This window comes from Thalassospira lucentensis, assembly GCF_001613805.1.
GTDB lineage: Bacteria > Pseudomonadota > Alphaproteobacteria > Rhodospirillales > Thalassospiraceae > Thalassospira > Thalassospira lucentensis_A.
Genome location: NZ_LPVY01000005.1, coordinates 450,249 through 467,654, shown reverse-complemented (window position 1 = coordinate 467,654; position 17,406 = coordinate 450,249). Strand labels below are relative to the sequence as shown.

Annotated in this window: 14 protein-coding genes; 11 read left to right on the top strand and 3 right to left on the bottom strand. The window is 55.2% G+C overall.

The window, feature by feature from the left end; genetic code table 11:
- Positions 1-235: 235 nt before the first annotated feature.
- The 11 genes from AUP42_RS07465 (at position 236) to AUP42_RS07415 (ending at position 12,550) form a co-directional block, all read left to right on the top strand.
- Positions 236-532 carry an SCP2 sterol-binding domain-containing protein gene (locus AUP42_RS07465; protein ID WP_062950372.1) on the top strand — a complete coding sequence of 99 codons (297 nt, stop codon included), beginning with the start codon at positions 236-238 and terminating at the stop codon, positions 530-532.
- Positions 533-555: 23 nt separating this feature from the next.
- Positions 556-1,227 carry a DUF6134 family protein gene (locus AUP42_RS07460; RefSeq protein ID WP_062950370.1) on the top strand — a complete coding sequence of 224 codons (672 nt, stop codon included), beginning with the start codon at positions 556-558 and terminating at the stop codon, positions 1,225-1,227.
- Positions 1,228-1,282: 55 nt separating this feature from the next.
- Positions 1,283-2,590, top strand: coding sequence for an OmpP1/FadL family transporter (locus AUP42_RS07455; RefSeq protein WP_062950368.1), 1,308 nt, complete (start codon positions 1,283-1,285; stop codon positions 2,588-2,590).
- A gap of 98 nt (positions 2,591-2,688) precedes the next feature.
- Positions 2,689-4,380 (top strand): long-chain-fatty-acid--CoA ligase, encoded by a 1,692-nt coding sequence (locus AUP42_RS07450; protein ID WP_062950366.1) that lies wholly within the window; start codon positions 2,689-2,691, stop codon positions 4,378-4,380.
- A 104-nt stretch (positions 4,381-4,484) separates the two neighbouring features.
- Complete coding sequence (locus AUP42_RS07445; protein WP_062950364.1) at positions 4,485-4,889, top strand: MerR family transcriptional regulator; 405 nt, start codon at positions 4,485-4,487, stop codon at positions 4,887-4,889.
- 47 nt (positions 4,890-4,936) lie between these two features.
- Positions 4,937-6,073, top strand: a complete 1,137-nt coding sequence (locus tag AUP42_RS07440; RefSeq protein WP_062950362.1) for a thiolase family protein — start codon at positions 4,937-4,939, stop codon at positions 6,071-6,073.
- Positions 6,073-8,397 carry a 3-hydroxyacyl-CoA dehydrogenase/enoyl-CoA hydratase family protein gene (locus AUP42_RS07435; protein WP_062950361.1) on the top strand — a complete coding sequence of 775 codons (2,325 nt, stop codon included), beginning with the start codon at positions 6,073-6,075 and terminating at the stop codon, positions 8,395-8,397. Before AUP42_RS07440 ends, AUP42_RS07435 begins: the two co-directional genes overlap by 1 nt.
- A gap of 18 nt (positions 8,398-8,415) precedes the next feature.
- Positions 8,416-10,200 carry an acyl-CoA dehydrogenase C-terminal domain-containing protein gene (locus tag AUP42_RS07430; protein WP_062950359.1) on the top strand — a complete coding sequence of 595 codons (1,785 nt, stop codon included), beginning with the start codon at positions 8,416-8,418 and terminating at the stop codon, positions 10,198-10,200.
- Positions 10,201-10,255: 55 nt separating this feature from the next.
- The gene (locus tag AUP42_RS07425) at positions 10,256-10,786 is read left to right on the top strand and encodes a thioesterase family protein (protein ID WP_062950356.1); all 531 of its coding nucleotides are present in this window, start codon (positions 10,256-10,258) and stop codon (positions 10,784-10,786) included.
- A gap of 38 nt (positions 10,787-10,824) precedes the next feature.
- Entirely contained in the window at positions 10,825-11,631 is an 807-nt protein-coding gene (locus AUP42_RS07420) for an enoyl-CoA hydratase (protein WP_062950354.1), read from the top strand.
- A 25-nt stretch (positions 11,632-11,656) separates the two neighbouring features.
- Entirely contained in the window at positions 11,657-12,550 is an 894-nt protein-coding gene (locus AUP42_RS07415) for an SDR family oxidoreductase (RefSeq protein WP_062950351.1), read from the top strand.
- 226 nt (positions 12,551-12,776) lie between these two features.
- Here AUP42_RS07415 and AUP42_RS07410 read toward each other — a convergent pair whose 3' ends face one another.
- From AUP42_RS07410 to AUP42_RS07400, 3 genes are all read right to left on the bottom strand, one after another.
- Positions 12,777-13,259, bottom strand: coding sequence for a hypothetical protein (locus AUP42_RS07410; protein WP_062950347.1), 483 nt, complete (start codon positions 13,257-13,259; stop codon positions 12,777-12,779).
- Positions 13,260-13,398: 139 nt separating this feature from the next.
- The gene (gene mdoH / locus AUP42_RS07405; protein WP_231858190.1) at positions 13,399-15,492 is read right to left on the bottom strand and encodes a glucans biosynthesis glucosyltransferase MdoH; all 2,094 of its coding nucleotides are present in this window, start codon (positions 15,490-15,492) and stop codon (positions 13,399-13,401) included.
- A 112-nt stretch (positions 15,493-15,604) separates the two neighbouring features.
- The gene (locus tag AUP42_RS07400) at positions 15,605-17,350 is read right to left on the bottom strand and encodes a glucan biosynthesis protein (protein WP_231858189.1); all 1,746 of its coding nucleotides are present in this window, start codon (positions 17,348-17,350) and stop codon (positions 15,605-15,607) included.
- Between the last annotated feature and the right edge of the window lie 56 nt (positions 17,351-17,406).

Genomic DNA, 17,406 nt, shown 5'->3' with positions numbered 1-17,406 from the left:
GTCCGAAACACGACCTATACGCGTACCGGCATCTTGATGCCTTTGCAAAGGACCCGAAACTTTCGGGTCCTTTTTGCTGTCTGGAACCACAATCCTGCAGTTGATTATTTATCCAGATCAGTGACTTAATAGGAGCCTAAATATCCCTATCGTAATTTGTTTTACGTTAACGTCACTTTACGTTACAGTGCTGACATAATCAGAAAAACAACATCAGCTTCAGAGGGAGGCGTTCGTGGAGGATATCCTCGAATCCGTAAAACAGAAACTTCCGCAATTGCGCGGCCTTAATGCCGTGGTTGCCTTTGATTGCGGCGAAGACGGACATATCGTCATTGATGCTACCGGTCCGGAACCGGAAATCAGCGACGACGATATCAGCGACGCGGACTGCATCCTGAAAATCAAGAAAGCCAATCTGGAAAAGATGATTGCTGGCAAACTTGATCCGATGCTCGCCTTTACGATGGGCAAGCTCAAGATCAAGGGCTCCATGGGAGTCGCGGCAAAACTTTCATCCATGCTGGATTGATTTCTATCGTCAGGGGAACAGGGATGCGGCACAGCTTTATCAAAAGCACCGTTCTTTGCACTTTGGCCGCCGGCCTGATCGGAAGCCTTGGTGCAATCTCATCGGCACATGCCGACGAAACGCTGAATTACCAGGTCTTGAAGGATGGTGAACCGATCGGCTTTGAAACGGTCGAAATCACCGACACGCCCGATGGTTATACAGCCGCCATCACCACACGCACCGATGTGAAAGTCCTTTTTCTTCAATTCCAATATGGCCATTCACGCCTTGAAAAGTGGCGGAACGATCAACTTGTGTCCGTTGATACCGATACAAATGATGACGGCTCCCCATATACCTACAAGGCTGAATACGAAGGTGACTGTTTCGAGGTCGCCGGCAAGGGTGTTGCGAAACGCGATGCCTGTGACGGCGCATGGCCCCTTACGCTCTGGCGCGAGGACGTCACCACGAAAACAAGCCTTTACAGCGTAATCAATGCCGAACCTTACGCTGTGACAACCCGGAAAACCGGGACAGAAACACTTGCCATCAATAACCGGGAAATACCCGCCACACACTATGTCATGACCGGGGATGTCCAACGCGATCTCTGGTATGGCGACGACGGCAGGCTTCTGAAAACAAGTTTCAAAAGAAAGGGTTACGACATCGACTTTATCCGGGTCGATGCCAAAGACCTTCAAAAATAAAAGCGGGCGCAAAAAGCGCAAATTCCAAAAACCGTTATGATCCAGGGAGAAACCCATGACGTCCAAATTCAAGAAAGGCTGCCTGTGGGGGGCAGCTTCCGGAACAGCACTTATCTGCGCACTTGCCGCAAGCGGCAGCGCCCATGCATCAGGTTTCCAGGTACGCGAAACCAGCGGCACATTACAGGGTTCCAGCTTTGCTGGCATGTCGACGCTCTCAACCGATGCTTCGACCATGTTCTACAATCCCGGTACCGTCGGGCAATATAAGGAAACGAGCTACAGTGTTGGTGGCACTTTGATTATGCCTGTCGCGAAAGCAAAGAACATTGTGGCCTCTGGCGGAGCTGTAACGAATACTCAAACCTTCAATAACGGCAGCTATAAAGATATGGCACAGGACGCGTTTGTACCTAACGCCCATGCCGTCTGGAAACTAAATGACCAGTTAAATCTGGGTGTTTCAATTACATCACCTTGGGGACTCGTCACTGACTATGAACCTGATTTTGCAGGGCGCTTTTATGGTACAACCTCCAAAATCAAAACCATCAATATCAAGCCTGTTCTTGCCTACAGATTTGATAACGGGTTGTCGATCGGTGCTGGACCTCAAATTCAGCAGATGGATGCGTCGCTCGCCCGATCGGTTCCAAACCTTGCTGGTGCCGGTGAAGGAAACAGTGAAGTAAGTGGTGATTCAGTGGATGCCGGCTGGGCCGCTGGTATCAATTGGGAAGTGATTGATGGTACGAAAATCGGTCTTTCCTACAACTCTGAAATCAAGCACGAACTTGACGGCAAAATAGACTTTGATACAGCCGCCAACGCACTTGGTTATACCGACCGGAATGCGACGGCAAAGGTTGCCACGCCAGAATCAATCACCTTTGGCGTCTCCCAGGAACTGAGCAGTCAGTGGACCGTTATGGCAGACGCCCAGTGGACCAACTGGAACTCCATCGACACGCTCACCTTCAATTATGATGGTGACATCAGTCCGCAAGCCGGAACGCAAAGCTCAACCTCTGACGAATACAAGTGGGGTAGCGCCTGGTTTGCATCACTTGGCGCAAGATACCAGTATGACGATAACTGGTCCTTTACGGGTGGCGTCGCCTTTGATGAATCGCCAATAAAAACCGAATATCGCAACGTTCGGCTGCCTGACTCCGACCGTTATTGGGTCTCACTTGGTGCCGCATACAAGGTTGCAGACTGGGCGGCCGTAAGCCTCGGATATACACACGTCTTCGCAAACTCGGCACGCGTTGACGAGACGGATACATTCCTTGGCAGTTACGCGGCAGATTACGACGCACACGTCGACATCATCGCTCTACAGGCGAATTTCAAGTTCTGATCGGTTATACTGTTCGATGCGGGATGGCGGTTTGCCATTCCGCGTCGGGCGGTTTTTTTTGCCCGCAAAGTGACGTTAACGTAATGGAGTTAACGCGTATGAACCAAATAAACGTCCAAGACGCGCCTGTCCTGCAAAACGGTGTCGATATCAGCTCGCCGGTGCGCATGCGCCCGGTTCACGAGATTTTTGATGATGCGGCAAAACGTTTTGCCAAGCGCCCCTGTCTTGATTTCCTGGGTCGTATCTACGACTACGAAGACATTGCCAGACAAATTGATCGCGTCGCCGAAGGCTTTCATCAGCTCGGCGTGCGTAAAGGCGACAAGGTCGGGCTGTGCCTGCCCAACACGCCTTACTACGTGATCTGCTATTATGCCGTGCTGAAATGCGGCGGTGTCGTTGTCAATTTCAACCCGCTTTATGCCAAGCGCGAGATCGCCTATCAGATCGAGGATTCCGGTTGCCGCCTGATGGTAACGCTTAATCTGAAGCAGATTTATTCCAAGGTTGCCGATTGCCTGGATGTAACCTGCCTGAAGCGGATCGTCGTCTGCGAGATGAGCGACATCCTTCCCCCGGTCAAAAGCGTTCTTTTCAGCCTGTTCAAACGAAGCGAACTTGCCGAAATCCCCAAAGATCTGCGCCATATTCCTTTTTCGCGGCTGGCTGATTGCAAACCCATAAGCTTCGTTGCCGACGTGACGGTCAACGATCTGGCGGTATTGCAATATACCGGCGGCACAACCGGTCGCCCCAAGGGGGCAATGCTGACCCACGGGAATCTCAGCGCCAATGTCGATCAGCTGACACGCTGGATGCCCGATGCAAATCCGGGGCACGAAGTTACGCTTTGCGTACTGCCATTCTTCCATGTCTTTGCCATGACCGTGGCACTGAACACGTCGATCAATCTCGGGGCGGAACTTGTTCTGCAGCCGCGCTTCGAACTTGATGCGTTGCTAAAGGCACTCGACAAGAAAAACGTCACGATCTTCCCCGGTGTGCCGACGATCTACACGGCGATCAATAATTCGCCGGAAACGCTCAAACATGACCTGTCTTCGGTCCGTTGCTGCATTTCGGGCGGCGCGCCGCTTCCTGTTGAAGTCAAACACCGGTTCGAAGAAATCACCGGTGCCAAACTGGTCGAAGGCTATGGCCTGACCGAAGCCAGCCCGGTCTGCACATGCAATCCGGTCAAAGGCGTCAATAAGGAAGGATCAATCGGCATTCCCTTGCCCGGCTCCGATATCCAGATCAGATCGCTTGATCGGCCCGATCAGGTCATGCCTGCCGGGGAAAAGGGCGAGGTTTGCGTTCGCGGCCCGCAGGTAATGCCGGGATACTGGCAGAACGAAACCGCAACCAGGGAAACCTTTGTCGATGGCTGGCTTAAGACCGGCGATGTGGGTTATGCCGATCAGGACGGATATATATTTTTGGTTGATCGACTTAAAGACGTTATTTTATGCAGCGGTTACAATGTCTATCCGCGCGCCATCGAAGAAGCGCTTTATCTGCATAAACAGATCGCCGAGGTCACGGTTATCGGCGTTCCCGATCAGTATCGCGGCCAGGCACCCAAGGCCTTTGTGCGTCTGAAGGACAATGTCACCGATGTAACCGCCGAAGATTTGCGAACATTCCTTGATGACAAGATTTCGAGAATCGAAATGCCACGTGAAATCGAGATCAGGGAAGAACTTCCAAAAACCATGGTCGGCAAATTGTCGAAGAAGGAACTGGTCGAGGAAGAGCGTCTGAAACGCGAGGGAAAAGCACAATAATTCAATACGTTAACGTCATGTCACACAGAATGGAAAAAATCCAAGTGACGTTAACGTAAACTAATTGACGTAAAGATAAAAATATATACCATAGGGGCGATCAAATGACGAAAATTGACGACCGGTTTTATACCGTTCCCGAACTGGCCGAAAATCTGGGAGTTACGCCACGCACCATCCGGTTTTACGAACAAAAAGGTCTCGTAGCACCACAACGTGCCGGCACGACAAGGATCTACACCCGGCAGGACAGAGCCAGAATGCTGATCATCCTGCGGGGCAAAAGACTGGGTTTCACGCTGAAAGAGATTGCAGATTATCTGGATCTTTATGGCGCAGACCCCACCCAGGCCGAACAGATCAGGATGTTGCTGACCCGGGTCCGGGAACGGATAGAAGCCCTGGAAGATCAACGCCAGGCACTGGACGTCACTTTGGATGAATTGCGTGACATCGAACAACAATCGATTGATGCGCTTAAAGAAAAAGGACTCGATCCGGTAGCGTAACAATTGCTTTCCGGAATCGCTGACAGCTCAGGAAGGAATACTTCGCCATGACCAATGCCGTTATTGCCGGATATGTCCGGTCGCCTTTCACCCCGGCACGCAAAGGTGCCCTTGCCAAGGTCCGTCCTGACGATCTTGCGGCACAGGTCGTCAAAGGTCTGGTGGATAAAACCGGTATCGATCCCAACACGATCGAGGATCTGGTTCTGGGCTGTGCCTTCCCCGAAGGCGAACAGGGTCTTAACGTCGCCCGCCTGATCACTTTCCTTGCCGGTCTGCCACGCTCGGTCGGCGGTGTCACGGTCAACCGTTTCTGCGGATCATCCATGCAGTCGATCCATCAGGCAGCCGGTGCCATTGCGATTGGTGCCGGTGATGCCTTCATCTGTGCCGGTATCGAAAGCATGTCGCGCGTGCCGATGATGGGCTTCAACCCGATGCCAAACCCGGCCCTGTATAAGGAAATGCCCGAGGCATATATGGGCATGGGCGATACGGCGGAAAACGTCGCAACCAAATACAGCCTGTCGCGCGCCGATCAGGAAGCCTTTGCCGTAGAAAGCCATAAAAAGGCCGCCGCCGCACAGGCAGCAGGCAAATTTGTCGATGAAATCATCCCGATTGAAGGCCCCGATGGCACAATCGCCGAAGATGGCTGCATTCGCGGCGACACCACAGCCGAAGGCCTTGCCGATCTGAAACCGGCTTTCAAGGCGGATGGTGTTGTGACTGCGGGCACATCCTCGCCGCTGACCGATGGGGCATCTGCGGTTCTGGTCTGCTCCGAGGAATATGCCAAGAAACACGGCCTCACACCGCTGGCACGGATCAAATCTGTTGCTGTTGACGGTTGCCTGCCGGAAATCATGGGGATCGGCCCGGTTGGTGCCTCGAAAAAGGCGCTGGCGCGTGCCGGTATCAAGGCATCCGACCTTAATGTTGTTGAACTGAACGAAGCTTTCTCGTCGCAGGCAATGGCCAGCATTTCCGACCTTGGTCTGGATATCAAAACCGTCAATATCGATGGCGGCGCACTGGCCATCGGGCATCCGCTGGGTGCAACGGGTGCGCGTATTGTCGGCAAGGCAGCCGCCCTTCTGAAACGTGAAGGCGGCAAATACGCACTTGCCTCGCAATGTATTGGCGGGGGTCAGGGGATCGCGACCATTCTGGAGGCGATGTAATGACCAGCATCAAACAGGTCGCCGTTATCGGCGCCGGTGTTATGGGGGCCGGGATTGCCGCCCATATCGCCAACTCGGGCACGCCCGTGCTGTTGCTTGATATCGTTCCCGAAGGATCAAAAAACCGCAACGCGGTGGCCGAGGGTGCGGTTGCCAAAATGCTGAAAACCGATCCGGCCCCGTTCATGTCCAAACGCGTAGCAAAGCTGATCACGTGCGGCAATATCGAGGACGATCTTGATAAACTCGCCAAATGTGACTGGATCGTCGAGGCCGTCATCGAACGCCTTGATATCAAGCAGGATCTGTATCGCAAAATTGATGCCGTTCGCGCCAAGGGGTCGGTTGTCTCGTCAAACACCTCGACCATTCCGCTTGCCACATTGATCGATGGCATGGGCGACGGGTTTGCGCAGGATTTCATCATCACGCATTTCTTCAACCCACCGCGCTATATGCGTCTGCTGGAACTGGTCGGATCAGACGTCACCCGAAACGGCGTTATCGACATGGTCGCCGAATTTGCCGATCATAAACTGGGCAAGACCTGTGTCATCTGCCATGACAAGCCGGGCTTTATCGCCAACCGCCTTGGTGTCTACTGGATTCAGGCCGCCATGGTCGAAGCCATGGACCGGGGATTGACTGTCGAAGAAGCCGATAGCGTCATCGGTCGCCCGTTCGGTATTCCCAAAACCGGTGTCTTTGGCCTGATGGATCTGGTGGGTCTGGATCTGATGCCGCATGTGCAATCAAGCATGGCAGGTAGCCTTGATAAATCCGATCCGTTCCACGCGATTTACCGCGAAAGCGATCTGGTCGGAAAACTGATCGCGGATGGCTATACCGGTCGCAAGGGCAAAGGCGGTTTTTACCGTCTGAACCGCGAAGGCGGCGAAAAGGTCAAGGAATCCGTCAATCTTCAGACCGGCAAATTCGCCAGATCGGAAAAAGCCCGCCTTGAAAGCGTCCGTTCTGCCGGTAAAGACCCGCGCAAAATGATGGAAGCAAAGGACAAGGGTGGCCTTTATGGCCGTGCCGTGATGGCCAAAACCCTTGCCTATGCCGCCTTCATCGCCGAAGAAGCCGCCAATTCGATTGTCGATGTCGATGACGCGATGAAACTTGGCTATGCGTGGAAAACCGGCCCGTTCGAACTGATGGATGCCATCGGGGTCGATACCCTGATTGCCATGCTTGAAACCGATGGTATCGAGGTCCCGGCATTACTCAAAAAGGCCGCCGGGAAATCGTTTTACAAGGTCGAAGACGGCACGCTGTTCTTCCTTGGTTTTGATGGCAAATACGCCAAGGTCGTCCGCCCGGACGGTGTTCTTCTGCTTGAAGACATCAAACGCAAATCCGAACCGGTTGTCGGCAACCGTGCCGCATCGCTTTGGGATATCGGTGACGGCGTTGCCTGCCTTGAATTCCATACCAAGATGAATGCGCTTGATGCTGACGTTCTTGGCATGGTCAAGACATCCATCCGGACTGTCAAAAAGCAGTTCAAGGCAATGGTGATCTATAATGAAGGCAGCAATTTCTCCGCCGGGGCCAATCTTGGTCTGGCGCTGTTTGCCGCCAATATCGCCGCGTGGCCGGAAATCGAAAACCTCGTTGAAACCGGTCAGGAAACCTACAAGGCCCTGAAATATTCGCCCTTCCCGGTTGTTGGCGCACCCAGCGGCATGGCACTGGGTGGTGGCTGCGAGGTCCTTTTGCATTGTGACGCCGTACAGGCCCACGGGGAAACCTATATCGGTCTGGTCGAACCCGGTGTTGGTCTGATTCCGGCCTGGGGCGGCTGCAAGGAAATGATCCGTCGCTGGTCCGAAAACCCGAAATTCCCCAAGGGCCCGATGGCACCAAGTGCCAAGGCGTTTGAAATCATTTCGGTGGCAACCGTTGCCAAATCCGCAATGGAAGCCAAGGAAAACCTGTTCTTCCGCGAGGATGACGGCATCACCATGAACCGCAACCGTCTGCTGGCCGATGCCAAGGCGCGCGCGCTTTCAATGGTCGAAGGTTACGAAGCCCCCGAAGAATTCGCCTATCGCCTGCCCGGCGAAAGCGCACGGGTTGCCTTCGAGATGGCGGTTGATGGTTTCTATCGTCTGGGCAAGGCCACCGATTACGACCGTGTCGTCGCAGGTGAACTTGCCAGGGTTCTGGCCGGTGGTGACACCGACGTCACCGAAGAACTTTCCGAAGACGACATTCTGGAACTGGAGCGCGAAGGCTTCATGCGTCTGGTCCGCAACGAAGGCACGATGGCCCGGGTCGAGCATATGCTCCTGACCGGCAAGCCGTTGCGAAACTAGGACGAGGAGGACAGAAAAATGGCCCAATATAAAGCACCGCTGCGCGACATGCGCTTCGTCCTGACCGAACTGTTTGACTATAACGACATCAACCAGATGCCCGGATGCGAGGATTTCACACCGGATGTCGTCGATGCCGTTCTCGAAGAAGCCGCCAAGGTCTGCGAGGAACTCCTGTTCCCGATCAACCGCACCGGTGACGAGGAAGGCTGTCATTGGGATGATGGTGTCGTCACCACGCCCAAGGGCTTCAAGGAAGCCTATCAGACCTTTGCCGAAGGCGGATGGACAGGCATTGCCTGCGATCCCGTCTATGGTGGTCAGGGTGCGCCGAAAACGATCAATGCCCTGGTCGAGGAAATGATCTGTTCGACCAATCTGTCCTTCGGGATGTATCCGGGCCTGTCTTTTGGGGCCTATGCCGCCCTTCACAGCCACGCCTCGGACGAACTGAAGGACAAATATCTTCCGAAAATGGTCGACGGCACGTGGGCCGGCACCATGTGCCTGACCGAACCGCATTGCGGTACCGATCTTGGCATCATCAAGACCAAGGCCGAACCGCGTGAAGACGGGTCCTATGCCATTTCCGGCACCAAGATTTTCATCTCGGCCGGGGAACATGACCTGACGGAAAACATCATCCATCTGGTTCTGGCGAAACTGCCCGATGCGCCCAAGGGGACCAAGGGCATTTCCCTGTTCCTTGTCCCGAAATTCATGGTTGGCGACGACGGATCGCTTGGCGATCGCAACGCGGTCAAATGCGGGTCGATCGAACACAAGATGGGGATCAAGGCATCCGCCACCTGTGTCATGAACTTTGATGGCGCAATCGGCTATCTGGTCGGTGAACCCCATCAGGGCATGCCCGCCATGTTCACCATGATGAACCAGGAACGCCTTTCGGTTGGCATTCAGGGTCTTGGACTTGGCGAAGCCGCCTATCAGGGGGCGGCTGCCTATGCCCGTGACCGCCTGCAGGGCCGGGCATTGACCGGCCCCAAAAGCCCGGACAAACCCGCCGACTCCCTGCTGGTACATCCCGATGTCCGCCGGATGCTTCTGACCGCACGCGCGACCAACGAAGGATGCCGGGCAATGGGCATATGGGTGGCGCGCGCGCTTGATACCGCCAAACACCATGCCGATCCGGTCAAACGCGAAGAAGCCGACGAGTTCGTCCAGCTGATGACGCCAATCGTCAAAGCCCTGTTCACCGATTGGGGCTTTGATAACACCAATCTTGGCGTTCAGGTCTTTGGCGGCCACGGTTACATCCGGGAATGGGGTATGGAACAATATGTTCGTGATGCCCGCATCGCCCAGATTTACGAAGGCACCAACGGCATTCAGGCGCTTGACCTTGTCGGGCGTAAAATGCCGGCAAAGGCCGGTCGTTACCTTCGGCGTTTCTTCCACCCGGTGCAGGAATATATCGAAGCCAATGTCTCGAAGGACGGGCTTGGCGATTTCATCCAGCCGCTGGCAAAGGCGTTCATGCGTTTGCAGCAAGCAACCGGTGAACTGGCCCAACGCGGCATGAAAAACCCGAACGAAGCCGGGGCCGCGGCCACCGAATTCCTGCGCCTGTTTGGTCTGGTCGCGGTTGGCTATATGTGGGCCCGCATGGCGGAAATCGCGTTGGCGAAACAGGACGACGATCCGGACGGTTTCTATAAGGCGAAACTGATCACCGCCAAATTCTATATGGAACGCATCCTGCCGCAGTCCGGCGCACTGTTCAGCGCGATGATGGCAGGCTCCGGCACCATGATGGAACTGGACGAGGATCTGTTCTGATCATGCAAACGGGCCGCATCCCTCAACCGGCATATATCGGCACAAGGAGCCTGTCGTGAATCTGATTTTCCGACTGATCCGTGTGCTGGTCTTGTCCTGGTTGCGGCCCGGTCTGCATCCGCTTGATCCGTCTGTTCTGTCATTCCGGGCCTGGCCACTGGATCTGGATATCAATGTTCATATGACCAATTCGCGCTACTTCGCGCTGATGGATCTCGGGCGAACCGAACTGATCCTGCGTAACGGCATTGCCAGACAGATGCTTAAACGCAAATGGCAGCCCGTCGTATCCGGATCGACCATGCGGTTCAAGCGCGCGATCAAACCGTTTCAGCGCTTCAAACTCGAAACCCAGGCCCTTTATTGGGACGAAAAGGGTTTCTATCTGGAACAGCGCTTTACCGCGAAGGGCAAAACTCTGGCACTTGGCGTTGTGAAGGCCGTGTTTGTCGGCCCCGATGGCATCGTCCCGCCCGAACAGATTTGCAGGCTGGTGGGGGCGGACGAAACATCACCGGTCATGCCCGACTGGCTTTCAGGCTGGCCGGCCATGGAAACCGCCATCGAAGCACGGCTTGCCGCCTGACAAGAATAACCGGGCACAAGCCCGCGGGAGGAATTCTTATGACTTCAACTGATGCCGTCTTGCTGTCGATCACCGATCAGATCGCAACGATCACCCTGAACCGGCCCGACCGGATGAATGCGCTTGATCAGTCCATGATCGAAGGGCTTGGCACCGCGCTTGACCGGATCGAGGCGGACATTGCCCATATCGGCGCGGTCATTATCGAGGGATCAGGCGGCACGTTCATGGCCGGTGGCGATGTTAAGTTCTTTTATGAATTGTCGCAAAACCCGGCCGAAGAATCCCGCCCCCAGATCGAAACCATGATCAACCGGGTCCATGACATCATCATCCGCCTAACCGCCCTGCCCCGTCCTGTTATTGCAAAGCTCGAAGGGGCGGTTGCCGGTTTTGGCATCAGCCTGATGAATGCATGCGATCTTGCGGTTGCGGCCGAGGAAACCGTTTTCACACTGGCCTATATCCATATCGGCACGTCACCAGACGGCGGATCAACCCATTCGCTGCCCCGCCTTGTCGGCATGAAGAAAGCCAAGGAAATCGCCTTTCTTGGGGATCGGTTCACCGCGACCGACGCCCACGAATGCGGCCTGATCAACAAGGTCGTCCCCGCCGATCAACTGGCATCGGCGACGGCCAAATATGCCGCCCGCCTTGCCGCCGGTCCGCGCGATGCCCTTGCCCGCACCAAGGCGTTGCTCAACACCGCGCTTGAACATGATCTGGCAAAACAATTGGCGCGCGAAGCCACCGCCTTCGCCGATTGCGCCGGAAGCCACGATTTCCGCGAAGGTGTCCGCGCCTTTGTCGAAAAACGCAGCCCGCAATTTGGCAAATCATAAATAAGAAAATTCAGGGAAGAAAATCATGGCAAGTTTAGCAGGCAAAACACTGTTCATCACCGGCGCATCACGCGGCATCGGCAAGGCAATCGCGCTGCGTGCGGCACGCGACGGGGCAAATGTCGCGATCATCGCCAAAACCGATGAACCCCATCCCAAACTGCCCGGCACCATTCATACTGCCGCCGCCGAGATCGAGGAAGCCGGTGGCAGGGCATTGGCCCTTAAAACCGATATTCGCGAAGAAGACCAGATCGCCGATGCCGTCGCCAGAACCGTGGATGCCTTTGGCGGGATCGACATCCTGATCAACAATGCCAGTGCGATCAATCTGACGCCGACCCTGCAAACACCGATGAAACGGTTTGACCTGATGTATCAGGTCAACACGCGGGCCAGTTTCGCCTGTGCGCAGGCCTGCCTGCCGCACCTGATGAAATCCGATAACCCGCATATCCTGACCATGTCACCCCCGCCCAACCTGTCGGCACAATGGTTTGCCAATCACACGGCCTATACGATTTCAAAATACGGTATGAGCCTCGTGACGCTTGGCCTTGCTGCGGAATTCGAAGACGAAGGTGTTGCTGTCAACTCGCTTTGGCCCGTCACCGTGATCGAAACCGCCGCCCTTAACATGATCCCCGGCCTTGAACAGGGCCGTGCGCGTAGCCCCGAAATCCTTGCCGATGCCGCGCACGCCATCCTGACATCCCCCGCACGCGACGTTACCGGTGGTTTCTTCACCGATGAAAGCGTGCTGGAGGCCATCGGGATCACGGATTTCGAACCCTACAACCTGACACCGGGCAAGGCCCCCTATCCGGACTTCTTCCTTGAACTGGACCGGAATGGCAAAAACGATCCGACCGTCGCCCGGCTTCTTGAAAAACTGTCCGCCGCACGCAAGGCCGCCTGAACCTTTTTTCGTCGGCGTTGGGGAGTGTGTGCCCTGACGTCATCGGGATCTGATTTCAATCGGGATCAGGTCCCACTCGCCCGCTGAACTCGACCCGCCCTTTTGGGCGGGTTCTTTTTTGGCCATATGCACAAACAACAAAGCACCGCCTTTATGGCAGTGCTTCGTTGGTAATGCGCAAGTGACGTTGAGGGTAAGACAAGTCAGCGCAAATCTTTAAATTCTTTTAGGACGCGGCGCGACGATCCAGCGACTGGCGCGGCATCACACAGCTTTTAACCGCCGGAGTCGGGCACATCATCTGTACCGACAGGGCAAGGGCCAGATCATTGTTGCTGTGTTCACGATCCAGAAAACGTTCGGACCATGCCTTGTCGCAGTTGGCCGACAGGAAAGCACAGCGCATCATGGCAAAGCCGGACGAACCAAAACAGTTGTTCTGGCCGCTCAGATCGGCAAACCAGCTTGCGATGGCATCGTGGGCCGCCTGATCAAGGATGTCCTGCATGCTTTCTTTTTCGGTCGTCGCAACGGAGTCCTGCTGCAACGCGGTACGCAGCTCGTTCACCAGACGCTGATGAGCCTGCGGATTATCAACGCTAAACGAGCGCAACCATGCACGCGCGGTCTCGTCGATCAGACGGGTCACTGCGGCAGATTCAAAAGCAGCGTAGGCGTAACCTTTGGATGCGATGGTCAGGTCAGTCATGTTTGCGGCCCCTTCGGGCTAAATGGCGACAATCGGCGATTAACTCTTTGGTAAGGATTATGATCACCGAAAAACCGCGGCATATTTTGATCAAATCGGGGCGTTTTTGTGGCGCGACCCATGCAAGAAAATCAATGCACTATGACGAATTAGCAGGCAGCTTTGCATTTTCGTCCTTTTTCCCCGCCATGATCTGGTCAAGCGGCTTGACCGGCCACGACAGGATCTTGAGCTTCTCATCCTTCGTCAGGCTTTCGACCCCCAACCGGGCCAGCTTTTCATAGATGATCCCGATCTCGATCTGGGTCCGACGGTCGGGTTTGCGCGCGGGCAAAAGGGCCGAATGCAATGCGTTGGCAAACGGGTCCTCGATCAGGCGCAGCAACCCGTCTTTGACATCCTCATCGGGCGCTTCCGCCGTCAGGCGCGCCAATGTCGCAAGTTCTTCGGGGGATTCGGTTTCTTCCGGTGTCACAAAAAGCTTCATCCGGCGCGCGGCACGCCCTATGGCAAGGCTGCTTGACCAATGCGTCAGCCACGGTGCCAGAACAAGCCCCGCCAGAATTGGCGACAGCCACCAGAAGAACGCCGTATCCACAAACAGCGCCACCGCCCCCCAGATAAGGCCGATCACGATGATCGTCCGATGGGTTTTCAGTGCCGCCTTAAACGGCACACCGGTATCATCGCGCTCCTGCGCGTCCCAGCCCACCTGATTGCCGGTCAGAACCGAAAACACGAACTGCGCATGCAGCATCATCATGATCGGTGCCTGAAGGGCGGAATAAAGCGTTTCAAGAATACCGCTCGCCAGCACCATGACCCCACCGTATTTCTTGCGATCACGGCCAAGGCAAACCATCAGGATCGAGATGATTTTGGGCACCACCAGCATGCCGATGGTAAAGACCAGCAGCACCAGCATCTCGAACGACCGGTCAACCGGCCATTGCGGGAACATCGTGAACTGGCTGGGGAAGAAGCTATAGGTCAGTTGCGTGTTCTGCAGCGTCGCAATCGTCGAAGACAGCAACAGCAAAAGCCACAGCGGCGAGGAGCCAAAGCTCATGACCCCCATGAAGAAATGCAAACGGCTAAGCGGCCGGAATCCCGGCGCAAACAGAAGCCGTGCATGCTGCATATTACCCTGGCACCAGCGGCGATCACGGATTGCATAATCAATCAGGTTCGGCGGCAATTCTTCCCAGCTACCTTCAAGCTGCGGGATCAGCCAGCAACGCCAGCCCGCCTTGCGCATAAAGGCGGCCTCGACGAAATCGTGGCTCAGGATATGCCCGCCCATCGGCGGCTTGCCCGACAGAACCGGCAACCCGCAGCAATCAATGAACGCCTGCACGCGAATGATCGCGTTGTGCCCCCAATAGTTGGAACTACCCATGCACCAGAATGACAGACCCGCCGACATGGTCGGGCCATGAACGCGCGAAATGAATTGCAGGATACGGGCAAACAGGGTCTGACGGCCGGTCGGCTGCGGCGGGCTCTGGATGATCCCGGCATCGGGATTGTTTTCCATCAGATAAGCCATATTCACCATGGCCTCGCCCGACATCACACTATCGGCGTCAAAAACGATCATGTGATCGTAATGCGTCGCATAGGTCTCGCAGAATTCCTTGAGGTTCCCGGATTTGCGTTCGGTATTTTCCGCACGACGACGGAAGAATATCTTGCCGCGCGCTTTCAGATCCGCACAGGCCTTGGCCCATGCAACTTCCTCGGCGATCCAGATGTCCGGGTCGCGGGTATCGGACAGAACGAAGAAATCAAACGCATCAATTTCGCCCGTCGCGGCAAGGCTTTCATAACTCGCCCGCAGCCCGGCAAACACCCGGTCCGGGTCTTCGTTATAGACCGGGATGACAATCACGTTCTTGGATTTCAGCGACCCTTTGCGCGTAATCGGCTTCAACCGTTTCAGCGTAATGGCATCCAACCCGAACCCACGCAGGAAAATCCCGACAATCCCCGTAAAGAAGGACAGCGAAATCCATGCAAAGTTGATCGTGAAGAACGCAATGACCACCATTTCCATGACGGTAAGCTGATCCGCACCCAACACGTCCGCCATCAGCCACGCGGCATAGGCGGTTGCAAAAATCGACGCGCCAAACAGGAAAATGCGCCGCGACCCGACACCGGGACCGCGCAGCTTTACTGTCGGATCAAGGTTCTCATCATCAACGCCATTTTTGGCCGCACTATCGGACATGGGATCGGAAATCCGGTTCATAAGGTTCTAGTTTTCCCTGAATGCAACTTGCGATATTCCAAGCGAAACGCAATACGCGGCCAAATGTGCCCAACCGGAATTGCCGCAGGCATCAAAATACCCACGGCATGGTCCATGTCTCGCTCAGCACCCTGTCATCATATTGCAGGAAGGCGCGCAGATTTGAACTTTGGGCTTCGCCAGTTCCAATCAGGTCAAACATCACGCGAACACCACCGTTTTCCGGGTCCTTCATAAGGCGGATATTACGGATTTCAGCATTCGATGCACTGATATTGGCCTGAAGGTTATCAAGATCGGACAGATAATATTCAAGCTCTTCACCCGCAAAATTCAGGATGAAACGGGTTGCCGCCTGCGCATCATCACCACCGGACGGAATATGCATGATACGCGTATCTGTTGCCTGTGAAAGCTTGTGCAGATCGCTGCCATCCTGTGTTGCCGCAATCTGATATTCAACGGTCAACTCGCTTCCGGCTTCCGGCTTGTTCTGCGGCACCCAGAACGCAACGATATTGTCGTTGCTTTCGCTCGGGCTTGGAATTTCGACCAGTTCGACATGGCCTTTGCCCCAAGCGCCCTTTGGCGTCACCCAATAACCGGGCTGCTGGTCAAAACGGGTATCAAGGTCCTGATAATGATCGAAGTTCCGGTCACGTTGCAGAAGCCCGAAACCACGCGGATTTTCATCCAGGAACGAACTGATCTGCAAGTTGGCCGGGTTATCAAGCGGCCGCCAAAGCCATTCGCCCTTGCCATTATTGATCAGAAGCCCGTCGCTGGAATGAACTTCTCCGCGATAATCTTCGAACCGGCGCCGTTTCTGTTCCCCATAAAGGAACATGCTATTCAGGGGGGCCAGACCGATTTTTTCAACACGGTCGCGGAAAAACAGCGTGCTGCTGACATCGACCTTGCTGTTGTTACCGGGGCGAATGTCAAAACGATAGGCACCGGTCAACCGCACGCTATCAAGCAGCGCAAAAACGGTGATTTTGCGTTCGCCCTCTTTCGGAGCAACGATCCAGAATTCACGGAATACCGGAATCTCCTCACCCGACGGCCCCGCAAGATCAACGGTCAGTCCGCGCGCCATCTGCCCGGCAACCTGATCACGCCCCTGAATGCGGAAATAGGATGCACCAAGGAAGGTCGCCAGTTCATCGCTGCCTGCAACATTCCCCAACGGATAACGCAGGCGGAAACCGGCATATCCCTGTGTTGAAAAATCATTGCCCGACAGGCCGGTTTCACCAAAATCAAACAATCCCGCCGAATACGGAACCGCCTGCACCTGACCATCACGCACAAGGTTTATGGCAACCGGCACATCATACATGTTGCCCGGATGATAAAGGTCGAGTGCAAAACCCGAATTTGCCTGACTGAAAAATGCCCGCTGGGATTTGAAACGGATTTTCGCGTAACTTTCCGGGCTCAGATTGGCCAGTGCTTCCGGTAAATCACGATGCGGATTTTCAAACGGCTGCTTTGCAAGATTGCGCGCCCGTTCGATCACCTGTGCCGGATCAAAGGCCACCGGCACGGAAACCGCCGGTTTTTCAGCCGTTTCGGGTGAAGCAGCCGCATCACCTTCAACGGGTTGTACAGGATTATCAGCAGCGGTTTCGCCATTACCGGCCGCGACCGGTTCAACTGGCGCGGTCTGTTCCGGTGCATTCGACGACGGGGCTACCGCCGGCTCAGTGCTTTCTACTACCGGGCTTTCGGCTGCCGGACTGGTCGCCCCGGTCCCGGCCTGTACCGGTACAGCAGGCTGCTGCGTGCCTGACGACGTTTCGGTTGTGGTGCTGCTGTCCTGGGCGTGTACCAAGCCACTCGCCCCAAACGTTAAAAACCCTGCAAGCGCAACCGCAAGCAGAGCATGAA